The 18,290-nt window shown below is 47.0% G+C and carries 16 protein-coding genes and 1 tRNA gene; 6 read left to right on the top strand and 11 right to left on the bottom strand.

Going from position 1 to position 18,290, the window contains the following annotated elements; translation table 11 throughout:
• A partial coding sequence (locus tag RTK01_RS10875) for a methyl-accepting chemotaxis protein (protein ID WP_312280988.1) occupies nucleotides 1-1,994 on the bottom strand: 1,994 nt, incomplete at its 3' end.
• Nucleotides 1,995-2,286: 292 nt separating this feature from the next.
• On the bottom strand, nucleotides 2,287-2,466 hold the full coding sequence (locus RTK01_RS10870; protein ID WP_312280987.1) for a hypothetical protein: 180 nt from the start codon (nucleotides 2,464-2,466) through the stop codon (nucleotides 2,287-2,289).
• 317 nt (nucleotides 2,467-2,783) lie between these two features.
• On the opposite strand from RTK01_RS10870, the gene RTK01_RS10865 reads away from it, so the two are divergent.
• Nucleotides 2,784-2,859: transfer RNA gene (locus tag RTK01_RS10865), tRNA-Ala, on the top strand.
• A 388-nt stretch (nucleotides 2,860-3,247) separates the two neighbouring features.
• Here RTK01_RS10865 and RTK01_RS10860 read toward each other — a convergent pair.
• Nucleotides 3,248-3,820 (bottom strand): TetR/AcrR family transcriptional regulator, encoded by a 573-nt coding sequence (locus RTK01_RS10860; RefSeq protein ID WP_312280986.1) that lies wholly within the window; start codon nucleotides 3,818-3,820, stop codon nucleotides 3,248-3,250.
• A gap of 145 nt (nucleotides 3,821-3,965) precedes the next feature.
• Between RTK01_RS10860 and RTK01_RS10855 the strand changes: the two genes are divergently transcribed.
• From RTK01_RS10855 to RTK01_RS10845, 3 genes are read left to right on the top strand one after another with little or no spacing between them, the layout of a single operon-like run.
• Entirely contained in the window at nucleotides 3,966-4,448 is a 483-nt protein-coding gene (locus tag RTK01_RS10855) for an HD domain-containing protein (RefSeq protein WP_312280985.1), read from the top strand.
• Nucleotides 4,435-5,271 (top strand): putative ABC transporter permease, encoded by an 837-nt coding sequence (locus RTK01_RS10850; protein WP_312280984.1) that lies wholly within the window; start codon nucleotides 4,435-4,437, stop codon nucleotides 5,269-5,271. Before RTK01_RS10855 ends, RTK01_RS10850 begins: the two co-directional genes overlap by 14 nt.
• A 17-nt stretch (nucleotides 5,272-5,288) precedes the next feature.
• Complete coding sequence (locus RTK01_RS10845; protein ID WP_312280989.1) at nucleotides 5,289-6,218, top strand: patatin family protein; 930 nt, start codon at nucleotides 5,289-5,291, stop codon at nucleotides 6,216-6,218.
• A gap of 402 nt (nucleotides 6,219-6,620) precedes the next feature.
• Here the strand turns inward: RTK01_RS10845 and RTK01_RS10840 are convergent, their stop codons facing one another.
• Both RTK01_RS10840 and RTK01_RS10835 read right to left on the bottom strand, forming a co-directional pair.
• Entirely contained in the window at nucleotides 6,621-7,664 is a 1,044-nt protein-coding gene (locus RTK01_RS10840; protein ID WP_312280983.1) for a HAMP domain-containing sensor histidine kinase, read from the bottom strand.
• Nucleotides 7,665-7,786: 122 nt separating this feature from the next.
• A complete protein-coding gene (locus RTK01_RS10835) occupies nucleotides 7,787-8,464 on the bottom strand; it encodes a response regulator transcription factor (RefSeq protein ID WP_312280982.1) in 678 nt (225 codons plus the stop codon).
• Nucleotides 8,465-8,674: 210 nt separating this feature from the next.
• Here RTK01_RS10835 and RTK01_RS10830 point away from each other — a divergent pair, with 210 nt between their 5' ends.
• Nucleotides 8,675-10,195, top strand: coding sequence for an efflux RND transporter periplasmic adaptor subunit (locus tag RTK01_RS10830; protein ID WP_312280981.1), 1,521 nt, complete (start codon nucleotides 8,675-8,677; stop codon nucleotides 10,193-10,195).
• A 14-nt stretch (nucleotides 10,196-10,209) separates the two neighbouring features.
• A complete protein-coding gene (locus tag RTK01_RS10825) occupies nucleotides 10,210-13,245 on the top strand; it encodes an efflux RND transporter permease subunit (protein WP_312280980.1) in 3,036 nt (1,011 codons plus the stop codon).
• Nucleotides 13,246-13,671: 426 nt separating this feature from the next.
• Here the strand turns inward: RTK01_RS10825 and RTK01_RS10820 are convergent, their stop codons facing one another.
• The 6 genes from RTK01_RS10820 to RTK01_RS10795 all read right to left on the bottom strand — a co-directional run.
• Nucleotides 13,672-14,808 (bottom strand): PatB family C-S lyase, encoded by a 1,137-nt coding sequence (locus RTK01_RS10820; protein ID WP_312280979.1) that lies wholly within the window; start codon nucleotides 14,806-14,808, stop codon nucleotides 13,672-13,674.
• Nucleotides 14,809-14,833: 25 nt separating this feature from the next.
• Entirely contained in the window at nucleotides 14,834-15,586 is a 753-nt protein-coding gene (locus RTK01_RS10815) for an amino acid ABC transporter ATP-binding protein (protein ID WP_312280978.1), read from the bottom strand.
• A gap of 36 nt (nucleotides 15,587-15,622) precedes the next feature.
• Nucleotides 15,623-16,165, bottom strand: a complete 543-nt coding sequence (locus tag RTK01_RS10810) for a redoxin domain-containing protein (protein WP_312280977.1) — start codon at nucleotides 16,163-16,165, stop codon at nucleotides 15,623-15,625.
• Nucleotides 16,166-16,198: 33 nt separating this feature from the next.
• Nucleotides 16,199-16,879 (bottom strand): lactate utilization protein, encoded by a 681-nt coding sequence (locus RTK01_RS10805; protein WP_312280976.1) that lies wholly within the window; start codon nucleotides 16,877-16,879, stop codon nucleotides 16,199-16,201.
• A gap of 11 nt (nucleotides 16,880-16,890) precedes the next feature.
• Entirely contained in the window at nucleotides 16,891-17,586 is a 696-nt protein-coding gene (locus RTK01_RS10800) for an amino acid ABC transporter permease (RefSeq protein WP_312280975.1), read from the bottom strand.
• A 10-nt stretch (nucleotides 17,587-17,596) separates the two neighbouring features.
• Nucleotides 17,597-18,290, bottom strand: a 694-nt coding sequence (locus RTK01_RS10795) for an amino acid ABC transporter permease (RefSeq protein ID WP_312280974.1), incomplete at its 5' end; no start/stop codon positions are given.

The raw sequence follows: 18,290 nt of genomic DNA, 5'->3' as shown, positions 1-18,290 counted from the left end.
GCGGACAGCTCCTCGCTGGAGGCGGCGGTTTCCTCCGCCGTGGCACTGTTGGTCTGCACCACGCGGGAAATCTGCTCCACACCCTGAGAAACCTGCTCAATGGAGCGGGACTGTTCGTCAGAAGCCTGCGCAATCTGGTCCACCGCCTGTGTGACGGACTTGATGTCCTTCACCGTGGAGAGAAGAGAAGCGGCGGTGTCGTCCGCCAGAGCGCTACCCCGCTGGACGGCTTCCGTAGAGGCCTGAATCAGGTCGGCGGTTCCCTTTGCGGCCTCGGCGGACTTGGAGGCCAGATTCCGCACCTCGTCCGCCACCACCGCAAAACCCTTACCGGCGGAGCCTGCGCGGGCAGCCTCCACGGCGGCGTTCAGGGCCAGAATGTTGGTCTGGAACGCAATGTCGTCGATGGATTTGATGATGCGGCTGATCTGGGCGGAGCGCTCGTTGATATCGCTCATGGCGGAAATCAACTGCTGCATCCGCTCGTTGCTCTCAGAGATGCGAGTTGCGGCAAAGTCCACATCGTTGCTTGTTTTACGGGAAGCGGAGGCATTTGCGCGAACCTGCTGAGACAAATCATCAATGGTGGCGGACAACTCCTCCACGGCGGAGGCCTGCTCCGTTGCGCCCTGAGAAAGAGTCTGCGCGCCGGCGGAGAGCTGGTCTGCGCCCACGGAAACCTGATCAGACGCCTGATTGATCTGCGACAGGGTCTGGTTCAGGGAGACGGAGATGTTTTCAAGAGCCGCCTTGATGCGGGCAAAGTCGCCCAGATACGCTCGCTTTAGGGTAAAGGTGAGGTTGCCTCCGGCGATCTCATCCAAAACGGCGGAGATTTCGTCGATATAGTCCACATAGTCGTGGAGACGCTCCGCGGTTTTTCCGAAGTTGGCCGTTAGGGTGCCGAATTCGTCGCCGGAGAGGTGGTCTAGCTTGACGGTCAAATCACCGTCGGCCATGCGGCGGGCCGCAGCGTCCAGCTTCTTTACAGGGGCAATGACGATCAGACGGCTCATAATAAAAATCATTGCGGTGAGAATCACAATAGATACAAGAGCGATGGTGGAAAGCAGAGTGGTCAGGAAATTCAGATCCTGCAAAATCTCCGCTCTGGGGACATAAGAAACCGCCACCCAGTTGCAGCCGGGAACCTGCTTGAGATCCAGAGAGATTGCATCGTCGCCGGAGCCAAAGGTTTGAAGGCCGTATACTCCGTCTGTAATCCACTGGGACACCTGTGAGTAGAGGGGATTGTCGGTAAGCTCGGAGAGAACCTGACCCGAAAGGGCGTCGTCCCTGTGTCCGATAATCATGTCGGTGTTGGCGTCCACTAGAAACGCGCTGCCGGTCTGCTCAAGCTGTACCTGCTTCACGATGTCGGAAAGCGCGGTTAAGTAAATGTCCGCAGCAGCCACGCCTCGAATTCCGCCGTCTTGATTGTGTAGGGCGGAGGAGACGCTGACCACGTTCATTCCTGTGATAATGTCCAGATAGGCAGAGCCGAAAACAAAACTGTCGGAGTTCAGGCCCTCCTGATACCAAACTCTTTCCCGGGGTTCGTAGCTGGCGTCGGGAACGAAGCTCTGGTGCAGAAAGGTGCCGTCTGTGGTGGCAAAATAGAGACCGTCGGGGAAATCGTCGTCGGTACCGGCGATGTGCCGCAGGTACGCCAGCTCATCCTCGGGCGTCATAGCCATGTATTCCAGCGTGTCGCGCTGGGCGTCCAGCGTGGAGGTTACGCCGCTCATCCACGTCTGGACCATGCTGACCACATTGTCGGTGTTGGCCTCCAGCAGGGAGTCTCCTCTTTCCAGAAGAATTTTGGAGGCGGCGGACTGAATAATCACCAAAATCCCGATGATGACCACAGCAATCATGGGAATCAGGGCAATCAGCAGCTTTGCCTGAATACCAAGCCCTCTTTTGCGGCCTGTTTTGGAAGCAGTCAAGGAGGCGGAACTTACGGCTGCTGCTCTCTCTTTTACATTTTTCATAATCTGTTCTCCATCCTTTCAACATCGAGATATGCGCAAGCCCGTGTATGCGCCGCAGGACCTGATGCTTTAGCAATGTTTATTGGAAAAGTTTAGTGGGGCTATTATAGCAGTTTGAATTCGACAATACAAGACAGAGGGAGACATTTTCATAGAAGAAATTTAGTATATACGAAGAATTGTATATGGTTGTTTTTAACAAAAAGTACGTAAAAATTTCTATTTATCCATCAATAAAACGCCTGTGGGGCCTTATCGGCCCCGCAGGCGTTTTATGCGATGAATCCGCGGACTAAAGATCCAAGTGCAGGCTGGAGACAAGGGATTCCATTTTCTCCGAAGGAGTGCTTTCAATCCGAAGCAGGAGCCGCTGCTTTTCCTGAGGGGTGCAGGCATCGTAAATACGGGCGGCCTCCGGGTTGTCCCGCAGCAGCGCGCCAAAGGCCATGGCGGAGGAAATTCCGTTGTCCATAATCATCACCTCAAGAAGAAGTATATCGCTTCCGGGGAAATTTATACCGCACGGAAGGGCGGGAACCTTTCGGAGGGAAGGGTCCGGGCTGTCCTGTGTCGAACGGATAAAACCAAATAAACAGGTCCTCGGAAAAAATTTGGATTTTTCTGTTGACAAAGCCGTTTTTCTTTGCTATACTGACAACTGTTCTGAGTGCTGCGGTTGCTACACAGCGTTGCAGGGCAAGGGATTCGGGGATTATCACAAGCATTTGTATATGGTGTTTTCGTTCTCTTTAAGGAATCAAAAGTTTATATTTGCATTCGCTACTATCTGGGGGATTAGCTCAGCTGGGAGAGCGCCTGACTGGCAGTCAGGAGGTCAGCGGTTCGATCCCGCTATTCTCCACCAAAAAGCAGCCATAGGATTAAATTCCTATGGCTGATTTTTTATGTAGAGCAACAGGATACTTGAAAAATAAGGAATATTAAGACGGGTGTATTTGGAGATAAAATACACCCGCCGTTTTTGTTATCTTAGTGACGTGCTCATATAATCTTTCCGAGATTTAACACGTGTCTCTGCACAATAATAAGAAAATAGCCTATTTATACTGGCTTCCATATCATCTTTTCTAATAAAAAAACAACAGCATTTGCATGATTGAGATTTCTGTCACAGACAGAATATGCTGAACATGATAAACAAATCAAATAGATTCAGAAAGAGATAATGCGGCTAATTGAAAAGAGGTCCAGAACCGAACGTATGGCCGTAATTCTTTGATCAAGAGCACCTGTCATTTTTGCGGCAGCAATTTTTGAAACCCATAGAATGTTGCTGTACTCAAAATATTGACAACCTTGGCTTCCGTAAGGGATACTTCATTTCTTAGCCATATTAAATAGGAAGCGATGATACCTGCAACATAAAACTCTGCATAGAGTTCAAGCTCATCCTTTGGCATATCCACACCGTCAGACATTGTTTCGATTGCTACACTTTTTATGATGTTTTTAATTTCCTCCCAGAAAAAAGCATAGGACGGCATATTTGCAATATGTCGGTAAAGCTCAATATCACGTTGAACCAGCACATTCAGAGACTGGAATAAGGCCAAAACATCAAAAGAACGATCAAAAAAATCGCTTTTTTCAAGTATTAAAAGGAAATCGTGGATTAGACCTTTATAAAATTCATCCATGAGCGCCTCTGGAGAATCATAATGAAGGTAAAAGGTTTTTCGGTCAATATTTGCACGATTGGCGATCTCTGTAACAGTTATTTTAGCGGAGCTATTCTCCTTCATTATGGAGAAAAAAGCTTCTCGAATAGCCGCTTTCGTTTTTACAATTCTTCTGTCCTGGGCCATATATGCCCCACTTTCATACGTTGTGTGTATTATTCTACATCGGTCGGTACATTGGCAATTGATTATCTGCTTATAAACATTATAATACACATATATAGAAAAATCAACATGTGAGGAATAAAAAGAAAAAGGAACTTTTTGATATATGATTTTGAAAGAAGAATATAAAGCGTTTGTTGAAAGTGAAATTCAACGGCTATGTGAAAATTCCCGTTTTCCGCAGACAGCTAAATATAAGCAGCACGGAAGTATCAGCGTCTTTGAGCACAGTATTGCGGTAGCATACACGAGCTGCCGTATTGCAAGTAGACTTCATGTAACTGTGGATTATGAATCACTGATCAGGGGTGCTTTGCTGCATGATTACTTTTTATATGATTGGCATGACAAAAGCAAGGAACATCGGCTGCATGCCTTTTCACATCCTCAAAAAGCCGTCCATAATGCTTGTGAGGATTTTCAATTAACACCAAAAGAAAAAGACATTATTCTCCGTCATATGTTTCCTCTTATTCCGGTACCTCCATATTATCTGGAAAGCTGGATTGTATGTGTCGCGGATAAGATTTGTGCGCTGCAAGAAACGCTGCAGTTAAAAGAAGGGAGCATCGCCGTTGACTTTAAGTGAAGTAATTTGTTACTTTTTTTTCTATAGTTTTTTGGGGTGGCTTTATGAATCATTGCTGTGCTCGATTTTTGGAGAGCACCGGTTTATAAACCGAGGATTTTTACTCGGACCATATTGTCCGATTTATGGAGCAGGCACTATTTTATCCTGGCTTGTATTAAGAAACAGCAAAAGTGTTTTCGTCGTATTTTTGACCGCGGCAGTTTTATGCTGTGCTCTGGAATACGTTACGTCTTATGCTATGGAGAAGATTTTCCACGCAAGATGGTGGGATTACAGCAAGATGCCCTTGAATCTGCACGGGCGCATCTGCCTGTACGGGGGAGTTATTTTCGGAGGCGGTATTGTTCTTATTCGCTTCCTTGTACAGCCAAAGCTCATACAGCTTACAAGCTTATTAAACGAAAACTTATTAAATGGGATGGCAACCGTTTTGCTGGTTTTACTGGGAACTGACATAATCCTGACGATTGGAAACTGGAAAGGACTTAATGCCCATTTGAGTCTGCTCCATAATGAAATTTGCGATAAAGCAGACGGAACCTTTTCTAAGCTTACAGACCGTTTTTGGGATACCCCTTTATCATCAGTCGTTGAAAAAGGACAGGGGCTTTTTATCCGGGTTCAAAATATCAGTGTAAAGCTGGAGCCTAAGGAACTGCGGTTTTTCAAGGCGTTCCCCAACATATATATTCCGGCCCATGAGGAAATCCTGAAACGGCTGCACATTAAAGAGAAGGCAATAAGCAATGCGACAAAGAAGTCGGAAAGTGCAGACAACTCCCCGGGTATCAGCGTTAAAGATAAAGTTTCGTTAAAATAGAAAAATGTGTTTCATAACTGGCGACAATCAGCCGCATCGAAAAAAGGAAGGAAGAGTTTATTCTGAAGAAAGATGAGATCAAAACAGAAGGTGTCGGCTTAGTTCTGGAGGGCGGAGCACTTCGAGGAATATTTACCGCAGGCGTCCTTGATTATTTCATGGAAAAAGGGCTGAAGTTCCCCTATGCAGTCGGGGTATCCGCGGGAGCCTGCAATCTGTTGGGATATGCGGCTCAACAGATTGGTTATACGAAAAATTGCATGATTCAAAGAGATGCAAAAAATCAGTACTTTGGTGTGAAGCAACTGATTTATGCGAAAACCATTATCAATCTGGACCGCATTTTTTTTGAATATCCTTACAATCAGCTTCCATTTGATTTTAAGGCGTTTTTTCATTCCGGTATTCAGACGGAATTTGTTGTTACAAACAGCGCTACCGGAAATGCGGAATATCTTTATGAGAACCGCGATGCACATCGGCTCAGTACATTAGGAAAAGCCTCCGCGAGTGTGCCTTTGTTTTCCAAAATGGTGGAACTGGATGAGAAAAAATATTTGGATGGCGGATTGGCAGACTCGATACCCGTCGAGCGCGCAATGAAGCAGGGATTTTTAAAAAATGTGATTATTTTGACTCGCAATGGAGGCTCTGGCCCGACTATGAATCCTTATCAGCGCAAATTATATCAAACAGTTTACAAGGATTTTCCTCAGCTAATTCAGACGATATTAAATCGACCGGCCATGTATAAAAATCAGAGGGCATTAGTGGATCGTCTTGAAAAAGAAAGAAAAGCATTTGTAATACGACCTTCATTTCCTGAAATCAAGAGATTTGAAACAGACCCCGATGCACTGGAAGCATATTATCAGCACGGCCTGCAGACTGCAAAATCATGCTGGGAAGAATTGCGAACCTATTTGGCGCTCAACCACGAAGGCTAAGGCCCACTCTTAAAGATTTCAACGCCAGAAAAAGAACATAGGAGTTGTATGGATCATTACTGAATGAAACTTTGCCCCTCTACAGAACAAAGAAAATAGCAGGAAAGCAGCTTGGGTGATTACTTCTTTTTCTGAAAGTTCAGTTTGTTGGTTTATGAAGAGGGTAACGCCATTTGACTATTCGGCAAAAAGCGGTTCATTTGCTATGGTACGAAGAATTTATCCCGCGGCTTCTACATGCTCTTCAGTTCCGAATATACCGATCCAGCAGCAGCCTTCGGCACCTTTAATTAAGCTCTGCGGATACTCCCGTTAATAGATTGATCACTTCTACTTCTGTAATAATGGGACCGCTGACTGGCAGCATCCGAAAGCTGATTGAAGCAGGATCATTTAATATAGTCAGATAATATCAACGCTTGGAAGCAACACTTGAAATATACTACCCTGATTTTCCGTACTGGTGACTTTAATAGAGCCGCCGCAAAGCGCTACAATTCGATGTACGATTGGAAGCCCCAAACCAAGACCTTTTCCGGTGTGGGAGGAGTCTCCTTGATAGTATCTGTCAAAAATGTGCTCAAGAACCTCCTGGGACATACCAATGCCGTTATCTATGATTGATACAAGGATTTCTTGCCGACTTACAGTCATCGTGACAGAGATTTCTCCATCTTCCGGAGTATATTTGATAGCGTTGTCCAAAAGATTCAGCCAGACATGACGCATTAGTTCTTCATTACCAGTAAATGTAAGAGGAGAAAGATCAGCAGAAAAATCAATGTGTTTTTCTTCCCACTTTCCCGATAACAGGATTGCACAACGTTTAATCTGCTCATCCAACGCATAGGGGTTCTTCTCAGGAACGAACTGCTGAGACTCCAGCTTGCTTAGAAGAAGTGTGCTGTTGGAAAGATCGGCAAGCCGGGTGGACTCCTCCTCAATAATCCGCACATACTCCTGACTGTATATATCAACGTCGGAAGGGAACTCATCCAGTAGTAATTCCGCAAAGCCTTTGATGGCCGTGATGGGAGTCTTAAACTCGTGGGAAAAATTATTGATAAAATCGCTTCGCAGCTCCTGCACACTACCAAGTTCTTTTGTCATAATATTAAAATTTCGATATGCATCCTGCAGAGGACCACCGCTGGTCTCATCTAGGTTTACACTAAAATCCCCATTTGCAACTTTAGACAAGCCGTTTGTCAAGCCGGAGATGTAGCGCTGAATTCGTCGGTTAAACATAGCGGACAGCATCGCCATCAGTGCTGCCATAGGCACGATCATACCGACACATGTGATGGGATCGTAATGGGGATTCCACCCCATGATGATGTTTACAATATACTCAAGAAAGGCAAAGGACATAACGGAAACAATAACGATAATTGTAGATTGTACTGCTAACCATCTGTGTAATCCCCCGTTTTCCCGCTTTTTCATACTTAGAAATAGTCCCTTCATTTTACTTCATGCACAAAGGACCATAAAAGGATATGGTCCTTTGAATATGTCTGGGCTGCCGTATCAATAGCAGGCGTAACAGCATGAGATTCAACCTCGTTTCAAAAGTCCTTTACAATTTCTGCCTTGTAGCCCAGCCCTTTTATGGTAACGATACGAAATTCGGGTATATCCCGGCACTTATTGCGCAAACGGCTGATATGCGTCTTAATGGTTTCTTCGCCACTGGCAGAGTCAAAACCCCAGATATCATCCAACAACTGATTTTTGGTAAAGATTTGACCGGGGTATGAGAGCAATTTATAAAGCAATTCGAATTCTTTCTTGGGAAACTCCACTTTTTCTTTTTCCCGGGTCAGCGTATAGGTGCGCTCATCCAGAATCGTTTCGCCAATCTGCATCTCATGGCGGCTGGCAATCCCAGCCCGGCGGAGTAGCGCTTCAACACGCCAAAAAAGTTCCTCATACTGGATGGGTTTCGTCATGTAATCATCAGTACCGGAGCAAAAACCCTGACGTTTATCATTAAATTCCTGCCGCGCGGTCAGCATCAGAACAGGCAAGGTATTTCCGTCCGCACGCAACTGGCGGACCAACTCATAGCCGTCCATGCGGGGCATCATAACGTCCACAATTGCCAGATCCACATGTCTGCTTTCCAGTACATCCAGCGCTTCCATTCCATCGCAAGCTGAAAGCACGGTGTATCGCCCTTTTAGCTTGGAGCAGGTTAAAATACGGGTGCTCCGGTCATCTTCTACAATTAAAATTGTGGTCATAGGGCAATTCCTCCTGACTCGATCATTTTATAGCATGATATTTCAATCCGCACAAAATGCAAACTAATTTTACATAAGCATAATACTATTTAGTAAACCCAATGTAAACTTTGCTATGGGAAATATTGAAAAGTTTTCATTGAGTTTACCTTCCTGCGTTAGACTTGCAGCGTTGCATTAATGCTGCCCTAACGGGCAAGGAGGAAAATTATGAATCAAAAGTGGAAGCAATGTATTTTGTCGGTCGTCTGTGGGGGGGTGTTTGCCATGACTTTGACCGGCTGCGGCGCAGCTGCAACAGAAGAAGTGATGGATCCTGCAATAACCGTGGAAACACAAACGGTTTCTGTGGGAGCGCTGGCCACAAGGGAGAGTTATGTGGCCACCGTTTCCGCCGACGAATCAGTTACAGTTTATCCAAAGGTTTCCGGAGTAGTAACCAATGTAAACGTATTTGCAGGAGACACCGTGCAGGCAGGTCAGGTACTCTGTCGCTTTGATGGTTCTGAAAATGCGCGGATATCCCAACAACAGGCGCAGTTAAACTATCAGCAGATTGCCAAGACCCGGTATCCCAGCTCAACTACTGCGGGTCGGGTACAAGCTGTTTATATTACCGATGGAGACAGTGTTAGCACCGGTACTGAAATTGCACAAATCGTGAGTGATGACAGTCTTTATGCAGATTACTGGTTTGTTTCGGTAGCCGCACAGACCTTTTACATTGGTCAGTCAGCCAAAATTTATATCAATGGCTTGGCGGGGACCAGTTCCGGGACAATTACGGCCATTTCAGCCGCCTCTGTCCAGAATGATATCAATAATGACGTTCAAAAAGTGCGGATTAAATTAGATAATTCCGGATACGTCACGGCGGGGCAGAGCTCTCAGGCGGAAGTAAATGGTGTGGCAAGCTATAACTGGAGTACCATTCAGTTTAATAATGTGGAAACGGTTTGCGCTGTCAGTTCAGGAATTGTATCCGGCTGTACGATTATGGAGGGTGATTCCGTTTCCGCGGGACAAACTCTATGCACCATTTCTTCCGATGCAATTGATTCTCAACTTGCCAGTAGTCAGCTGGCGCTGGCCAGCAGTGGAATTGCGCTTGAAAATTATACGTTGACGTCGCCTATCTCCGGGGTACTGGAAGAAGTCAATATTACAGAAAATAACATTGCCGGCCCCACGTCCCCGGCGTTTGTTATTTCCGCTTCCGGCAGCAAAACGGCCTTCTTTTATGTCACCGACAATGTGTCCAAGACACTGACCCAGGGGCAGGGTATAACGGTGACTGATCAGGGCAGTACTTATGAAGGCGAGATCAGCGAGATAGGTTTGGCGGTGGATTCATCCACTGGCCTTTTTAAGGTAAAGGCATCCCTGCTCAACGCTTTGAATCTTTCAAACGGACTTACTGTGACGCTAACAACAGATGCCCGAGAACAGACAGACGGCATTGTGATCCCAACGGATGCGCTTTATTTTGAAAACGGCAATGCATACGTATTTTTGGTGCAAGACGATCATGCCGTGCGCACAGATGTAACGGTTGGCCTCTATACAGCTGATAAAGTTACCATTACCGGTGGCCTTTCCAGCGGCTATGAGATCATCACCACCTGGTCCGCCGGACTGAAAGATGGGGTTCCCATCCGGCGCGCGGCGACGACATCTGTTACAGAATTGCTGAATAACGCCGGGGCGGCAGACAGCAGTACGGGGCAATAAAGGGGGATGAAAAGATGAAATTTATTCGACTTATTTTACATCGCCCTGCCACGGTATTTTTACTGATCGCTTCTGTTATTTTATTTGGCATCACATCGTTGACCAGTATGCCTCTTGAGTATATGCCGGATATGGATATGCCCATCGAAATGGTCATGGTCCAATGGCCCGGTGCAGATGCGGACAGTATTGAACGTCTGGTCACCGAGCAGGTGGAGGACACCTGTGAAACAATGACAGACATCAATACCGTCTCATCCACCACGCAGGATAACTATGCGATGGTTCAATTGCAGTATAATTATAGCGCGGATATGGACGACGCCTATTCGGAACTAAAGGCAGCCATGGACAATCTTTCCGGCGATCTGCCGGACGGTTGCCATGCTCCTACAATTATGGAAATCAGTATGTCCACTTCTGCTACCATGTCTATTTCCGCCACATCTCCCGGCGGAGAGAATGTGCAGGAAACCTTGAAGAACACTGTGGTTCCCCAGCTGGAGAGTTTGCCGGGCGTAGCTAAGGTGGATTTGTCCGGGTCCAACGAAGAATACCTGCGCGTGGTGCTGGATGAAACAAAAATGGACCAGTACGGCCTGTCGGTAGCCACTATAGGCGCAGCCATTTCGGCTGCCGATTTTGATATGCCGGTGGGAAACGTGACCGTAGGATCTCAGGATATCGCTCTTTCGGTTGGCGGGAATATTGAGATTGCCTCGCCGGATTTTACCAGTATCCCTATTCAGACTGCCGCTGGTCAGACGATTAAGCTGGGCGACGTGACTACTTTTTGCAATCTTTATGAAAAGAAGGCAGATAGCATCAGTCGCTATAACGGCAATCCCAGCGTTCTTTTAAAGGTTACAAAACAAAACAGTGCGTCCACGATTTCAGTGTGCTCCAGCGTAAAGGATGCGCTCGGAACTTACTCCGCCGAGGGAATTGATTTCCAGATTGTATCCTCCGAAGCGGATAACGTGATGGACAGCCTGACAAGTGTTGTGCAGAATCTGCTGGTGGGCGTCGTCCTGACCATGGCTGTGCTGTTTTTATTCTTTGGCAATATCCGAGCCAGTCTGATTGTCGGCTGCTCTATGCCCGTGTCAATCTTGCTCGCCATGATTTTACTGAATGCCAAGGGTTTTGCCTTTGACATGATGACAGGCACCTCTTTGATTATCGCCATCGGCATGATTGTTGACAACTCCATCGTTGTTCTGGAGAGTTGTATGCGTGCCCAGTCGCATGAAGCCAACTTCAAAGAGGCTGCGGCAAAGGGAACTGGAGAAGTGCTGGTGTCCATCTTTGCGTCAACTCTGACCACGGTGGTTGTCTATGTACCCCTGGCTATGGCCTCCGGAATGGCTGGTCAAATGGCTGGCCCTTTGAGCTGGACAATCTCTTTGACGATGCTCTCATCGTTTATTTGTGCCATTACGGTGGTTCCGCTGGTATTTTCTCTGGCCAAACCGATGGAAAAAACAGAACTGCCCATCAACCGGGTGCTGGATAAAATCAAATCTTTTTATCGCCGGGTCATACCGGGGATGCTGCGCCATCCCGGGCGGGTGCTGATTGCAAGTGTTGCCATTCTGTTGTTTTCCCTGCTTTTGGCCTCACGGTTGAATTTTGTTCTTTTTCCAAGCGACTATGATGGCAGTGTGCAAATTAACGTGAATTTCCGGTCTGGTACGAAACTGGAATTAATGGATCAGCAGGTTCAGTCGCTGGAAAGGGCTCTGCTGAGCGATGAAAATTTCAAGAATGTGACCTTGGACATTTCAGGAAACACCGCCGCATTTACCGCTTACGCGGCGAACGAGTGCGAGCGCACCAGCGAGGCAGCTGTTGAAAAATATCTCAACGACTTCGGCGACGTACCCGGTATGGATGTGGCAGTAACGCCTACTGGCTCAGGTAGCACCACCTCCATGATGAGTTCCGGAAATACCGTGGATGTCACAATTGCTTCGGACAGTTTGGATGCTTTGAAGCAGGGCGCCGGTATGATGCAGGATGCTATGACGCAAGTGCCGGGAATCATCCGTGTGGATAATGATTTTATGCAAAGCCGCAGTCAGGGCCGTCTGCTGATCGACGCCCAAAAGGCCCTTAGAGCGGGAACCTCTCAGGCCTCTGTCGGCATGCAGGTTCGATATTTGCTGAGCGGCTCCACAGCAATGACACTGGACTACGGGGATAAGACCTATGACGTGGTGCTGGAATATCCGGAAGAAAGGTACAATGACATCACTGCGCTGATGGGGCATCCCATTGCCACCCAGTCTGGGCGTCTGGTGACGTTGGAGGACATTGCCGACATTCAATACACCACTACGCTGCCCAGCATCTCCAGGCAAGACGGCCAGTTTATCACCACTGTGACCGCCACCACCAGCGAAGCCGCAAAATACACAGCGGCTGACGGAATCAACGCGGCGGTTGCAGGGCTTGACTTCCCGGATGGAGTGACAAAGGCACAGAGTGCCCAAGACAAAATGAGTAATGATGAAATCGGCAATATGTCGCAGACGCTTCTGATCGCCATTTTCCTGGTGTTTTTGGTGATGGCAGTGCAGTTTGACTCTCCGCGACTCTCCATCATGATTATGCTCTGTATTCCGTTTTCACTGGCCGGATCGTTTGGTTTCCTGTTTGTGGCCGGGCGACCAATGAGCATCATGGGAATTATGGGATTTCTGATGCTTTTCGGCATTGTGGTCAATAACGGCATTCTGCTGGTTGACGCAACCAACCAAATGAGAAAAACCATGCCGTTGGAAGAAGCTTTGATTCAGGCTGGGACCACCCGCCTGCGGCCCATTTTAATGACCTCGTTGACCACAATACTCTCGATGGTGCCCATGCTTTTTTCCACTGATTCCGGCATGAGTATGATGAAGGAGATGGCCTATATCATTATTGGCGGACTGTGCGCTTCCACCATACTGACGATGTTTCTTATGCCGCCGTTCTATCTGCTCATTCGCGGAGAAAGGGCTGACGGGAGTAAACGGGGTAAGAAATTCAAGCTATTTAAATCCTGATCCTGTATTCTGAATCCGAGTTGTGAAAGCTCACCAGTAATATTAAGGACCCATCCCTCGCTTTATGCGCTGGATGGGCCCTTTTATTAGTTAAAGCAGATGCACAAAAACATATGCCTCATAAAAAATATACGCTGGCGCGGAGAATGGGAGTGAGTCAAAAATGAACGTTCTAATGGGGCCGTCAGTGCAAGGCATCCAGTGGCCTTCGGTCATTTTCGCAACACTGATACTGTGGATTATCGTCCAGAGTTAAATAGAGAAATAATCGAGTGATTAAGCGATTTTATTCGAATATTTACTTAATCATAAAGTGATAGACATAAATTTTCGAAAGACTGCGTGAAATAATTATTTTTGGTGTCTGGAAGTTGGGAAAGGAATCAGGATAATTATTTGCATCGGAAGGACTTTGGAAAGCAGCTATCATATAATACGCTCCAAAGCTTTTTCAATTCGATCAAACGCCTCCTCTACAATAGAGCGCGGGCAGCCGACGTTAACACGCACAAATTGCCTGTCTGAAAATTCTGCACCATCGCCAAGGCGCACACGCGCCTGCTCCAATAAGAAGCGATAGGGATGTTCAACCCCAATTCCCGAGGCGTCTACCCATGCAAGATACGTGGCTTCATTTTCTGCTTTTAGCGACAGCCCATCAATTGATGCAACCCTCTTACGCAGATATTTCTGATTTTCTTGTAAATAAGCAATCAGCTCCTGACGCCAGGCTTCGCAGTCAGTAAAGGCGGCTTTCAGCGCCGCCAATGCAAATGCGGAAAGTCCTGGCAGAAGCCCATAAGACTGATGCGCGAACTCTGCCCGAAGTTTTTCATTGGGAATAATGGCAAATCCAATGGGGACACCGGGAATATTATAGGTTTTACTAGGGGAGTGCAGTGTGATAGAGCGCTCTTGCGCCGCTTCCCCCAGAGAGAAAAAGGGAACATGGCGACCTGAAAGCACCAGATCACTATGAATCTCATCCGATACCACAAGAATATTGTGCCGTTGAGCAAAGGCCAGCAATTCTTCCAATTCTGAACGTGTATATATGCGGCCAACCGGGTTGTGGGGATTGCACAGGATAAATACTCCGATGTGCTCTTCATTAGCCTTTCGTTCCATTGTCTCAAAGTCCATGGAATAATGTCCATTCTCACAGAGCAGCGGCACCACAGTGCGCTGCTTTTTTGATTCGTCCGCCAGTTTCATATAGATATGCGAATATATGGGGGTGGTCATCATCAGTTGTCCGTCTGCTATGCGACACGCAAGATTAACACCCACATTTACGTTGGGAAGAAAAACAATCCATTCTTTTTTTACCGTGGTCTGATGATTCAAACGGTAATGGTCAATAATGGCCTGATATACCGAATCATCTGGTCTGGTATACCCAAACACCGGATGTTTCAGCCGTTCAACCATGGCGTCTATCACGGGCTTGGGGGCGGCAAAATCCATATCTGCGACCCAAAGAGGCAGAATATCGGGACTTTGCGCGCCCCATTTGGCGCTATCGGTATCCCGCCGATCCAAAACCGTATCAAAAATACTCATGCTATCGTTCAGCTCCTTAAAATTATTAAATATTGTAGCCCCATTTGGGTAATATGCGTTCAAGAAACTGCTTGGTGCGCTCTTGCTTGGGGTGAAAAAATATATTATCCGGAGTTCCTTCCTCAACAATGACACCGCCATCCATAAAAACAATATGATTGGCAATATCACTGGCGAATGACATCTCATGGGTGACAACAATCATTGTGATACCATCTTCCGCTACCTTTTTCATAACATTCAGAACGCCGCCGACCAACTCCGGGTCGAGCGCGGAGGTAGGCTCGTCAAAAAGAATAACCTCGGGATTGAGCGCCACCGCACGGGCAATGCCCACGCGCTGCTGTTGTCCACCGGAAAGCTGAGATGGAAAAGCGTCGTATTTTTCTTTCAGTCCCACTTTATCCAAAGCGTGGCACGCGCGCTCACGCGCTTCGGTTATAGGGATTTTTCGGACAACCGTCAGGCCCTCCAGGACGTTTTCGAGCACCGTCTTATTCTGAAAAAGATTATAATTTTGAAAAACCATGGCTGTTTGTCTGCGGACAGCCTGAATCTGCTGTTTGGTTGCTGTGGCAAACGGCACAGTAGTATCTTTGATAGACAACTCGCCTCCGTCAGCTTTTTCTAAAAAGTTAATGCAGCGAAGCAGCGTTGTTTTTCCTGATCCACTGGGACCGAGCACAACAACAACTTCCCCCTTTTTTACTTTAAGGTCAATGCCTTTCAGCACTTCGTTTTTCCCAAACGCCTTGTGAATCTCTTTTACTTCAATCATAGAGCATTCCTTTCTCGGCATTGTGCGGGTTTTCTGCTATGCACGCATCAATGCCGCCAGTTCTAATGGGGAAGGTGTGTCCGCTGCGTTGCTTCCGTAATGCGCAAACAGAATCTTAAGATTCGGAGTAAGCACAAATGCCGCCGGAAGCTGGAGTTCATTCCCCTCATAAGTGCCGTGGACAATTCCGCATGCCACAGCTTGTTCAAGCTTATCTTGGCCGACAGGAGAGACCAGTTCCTCGACCGACAAGGCGCTTTCCACACCGAGCGTACGATAGAGAAAACCCCGCTCGTCGCTGATAATTGTAAAGGGATATTGCTGTCTCGCTTGCAGAGATTGAATAGAGGAGAGCGACGACTGCAAGACAATCAGCACCTGCCCACCGGATTTAAGAATATTTTCATATGCATGCGAAATCTGAAGCATGTCATACTGACAAATACGGCAACCCGCGTAACGCAGCAGGAGCAATGCTGTCCGTCGGCTACAGGAGACAAGCGACGAAAGCGTTGTTTGTCCGGCGCAGGTCAGAACAGAAAAGTTTGGCATCTGATCATCTGGATGATATTTAATCATGGTAGGCTCCTTGTCAAAAAGCTTTGCGAAGTTCTAAAACCCTAAATCTTCGTCAATAAGTAAAACTTGAATGCGTGCCGCCTCATGACCTCGCGGCCTGCGTTGGTAGCGCACAATAGAATAGGTGCAGCAAGGACGGTTGTCACTCTTGCAATCAATGCATTTTCCCACTGTTCGGCAGGGTGTTTCAATTCCACGCTGTTCACCCATGCCGCCGCGGCTGATAATCTGGCCCAATCGCTCAAATGCAGCCGGCATATCCGGAACGATTTTATTGCGGCCCACCACTACAATGACCTTTTTGGGGCCGTATGCAATGGCTGCCACGCGGTTTCCTAAACCATCAACATTAACCAACTCTCCTTGTTCAGTGACAGCATTGGTGCTTGTGAGGTAAAAATCTGCTGTGAATGCGTCCAGATAAGAGCGTTCGACGACTTCTTGAGGGATACTGCTGTCCAATTTAAATGGAGCATGCTTGACATAGCGGTTGGTATAAAGAAAATCACCGGTTTCGATATAATCTGTTACGCCGATATTGCGCAGTGTGTTTGAACCCCCGATGGCTACACGACTTTTCGGAGTAAGAGTGGCTTTTATCCAGTTCAGTGCCGCTTCGGCATTAGGTTGGAGCATAGTAGAAATATAGTTGGAATTTAAACTGCGAAGGGTTTTATTTAAATCAGGTACATAGTCGGGAAGATTAGTAAGCATATAGACCTCCTTCATTCAACGGGCAGCGCCTTGTATCGCTTCATGTGGATTTCCGCAGAACGAAAGAATTTTTCAATAAGGAAATTCAGTATCAAATAAATAATAAGACATGCGACAAATCCCTCCAGATACCGATAACTTTCTGATGCCAACGTTTTCGCGCGTCCAGTAATCTCCATCACGGATATCTGCATACCCAGCGAAGTCATTTTTAAAATGCCCGTGGTCAGGTTGCATAGTGCAGGCAGCGCTGTGGCCGCAGCCTGCGGAATAATAATACGCCGATACGCCTGAAAATTTGTCATCCCTACTGATAGTGATGCTTCAAGCTGTCTCTTTTCCACAGACGACAGTGCTGAACGAAGAATTTCCGTCATACTGGATGTCGCGTTAAATGAAAAAACGATAAAGGCAAAAAACAGTGGATTTGCGTTATAAAGATTCACGCTTGGAGAAATTGTCATGACCGCCATTGGCAGGCAAAAATATACAAGGAAAAGCTGTGCAATGACTGGGGTTCCGCGAATCAGGGAAACAAAAACAATCACCAGCAAGTTGAGTCCCGGAATTTTGTGGATCCGAATCAAGGCAAATCCGTAGCCAATTACCAGTGCTACGGCAATGGAAACGGCTGTAATCAGCAGTGTGTATGGAATACCTCGTGCAGCCTCTGCAAGGCACGCAAGAAGAAAAGAAACTGAAAACATTTTACGCCCCCTATGCTTGCTTGTGGCGCGACAGCCTGCGTTCCAGCAGCGAACACGCAAGCTGCGTCAGCAGTGAAAAACACCAGAATATCAGTGTCCCTGCAATGTACATTTCCACAACATTCTTACCATATGCGTTTAGCTTAAGCAGGTTTAGGCGTCCTAAAATATCTACCATACCAATGACAAAGGCCAGTGAAGCTTCCTTCATCAGCGAAACAATCATATCTGCAAGATTGGGAAGGATCACTAACGCCGCCTGCGGAAGAATGATTCGGCGTATCGCCGTCAGTTGAGTTTCCCTAATACTCAGAGCTGCCTCCATCTGCCCCTTTGGAATCGCTTCATAGGCTGCACGTATTAGCTCCGAAATCTGCGAAGAGCTGAAAAGTACAAGCGTAACAATAATATAAAGTAACTTGTTTTGTGCATCCAATTCCATACCGGCAACCGCGCGCAGTAACGCGGGAAGTCCATAGTAGACAATAAAAAGCAGAATAATGGTGGGGGCGCCGCGCATCAGGCTTGTATATCGGTAAGCTAATTGGCGCAGTATCTTGTGTCGGCTTAATTTGGCAGCAGCAAGCGCCGCGCCGAAAAAGATACCGAACAAAAAGGTAAAACCCATAATTTTCAGAGAGATCAGAAGATTTGGCAGCAACAACCCCAAGTAATACAAAGTCTTTTCTATACTCATTACAAAC

This window comes from Oscillibacter sp., assembly GCF_031978065.1.
Taxonomy (GTDB): domain Bacteria; phylum Bacillota; class Clostridia; order Oscillospirales; family Oscillospiraceae; genus Oscillibacter.
The sequence above is the reverse complement of the archived record's forward strand: the minus strand, read 5'-3'. Positions and strand labels throughout refer to the sequence as shown.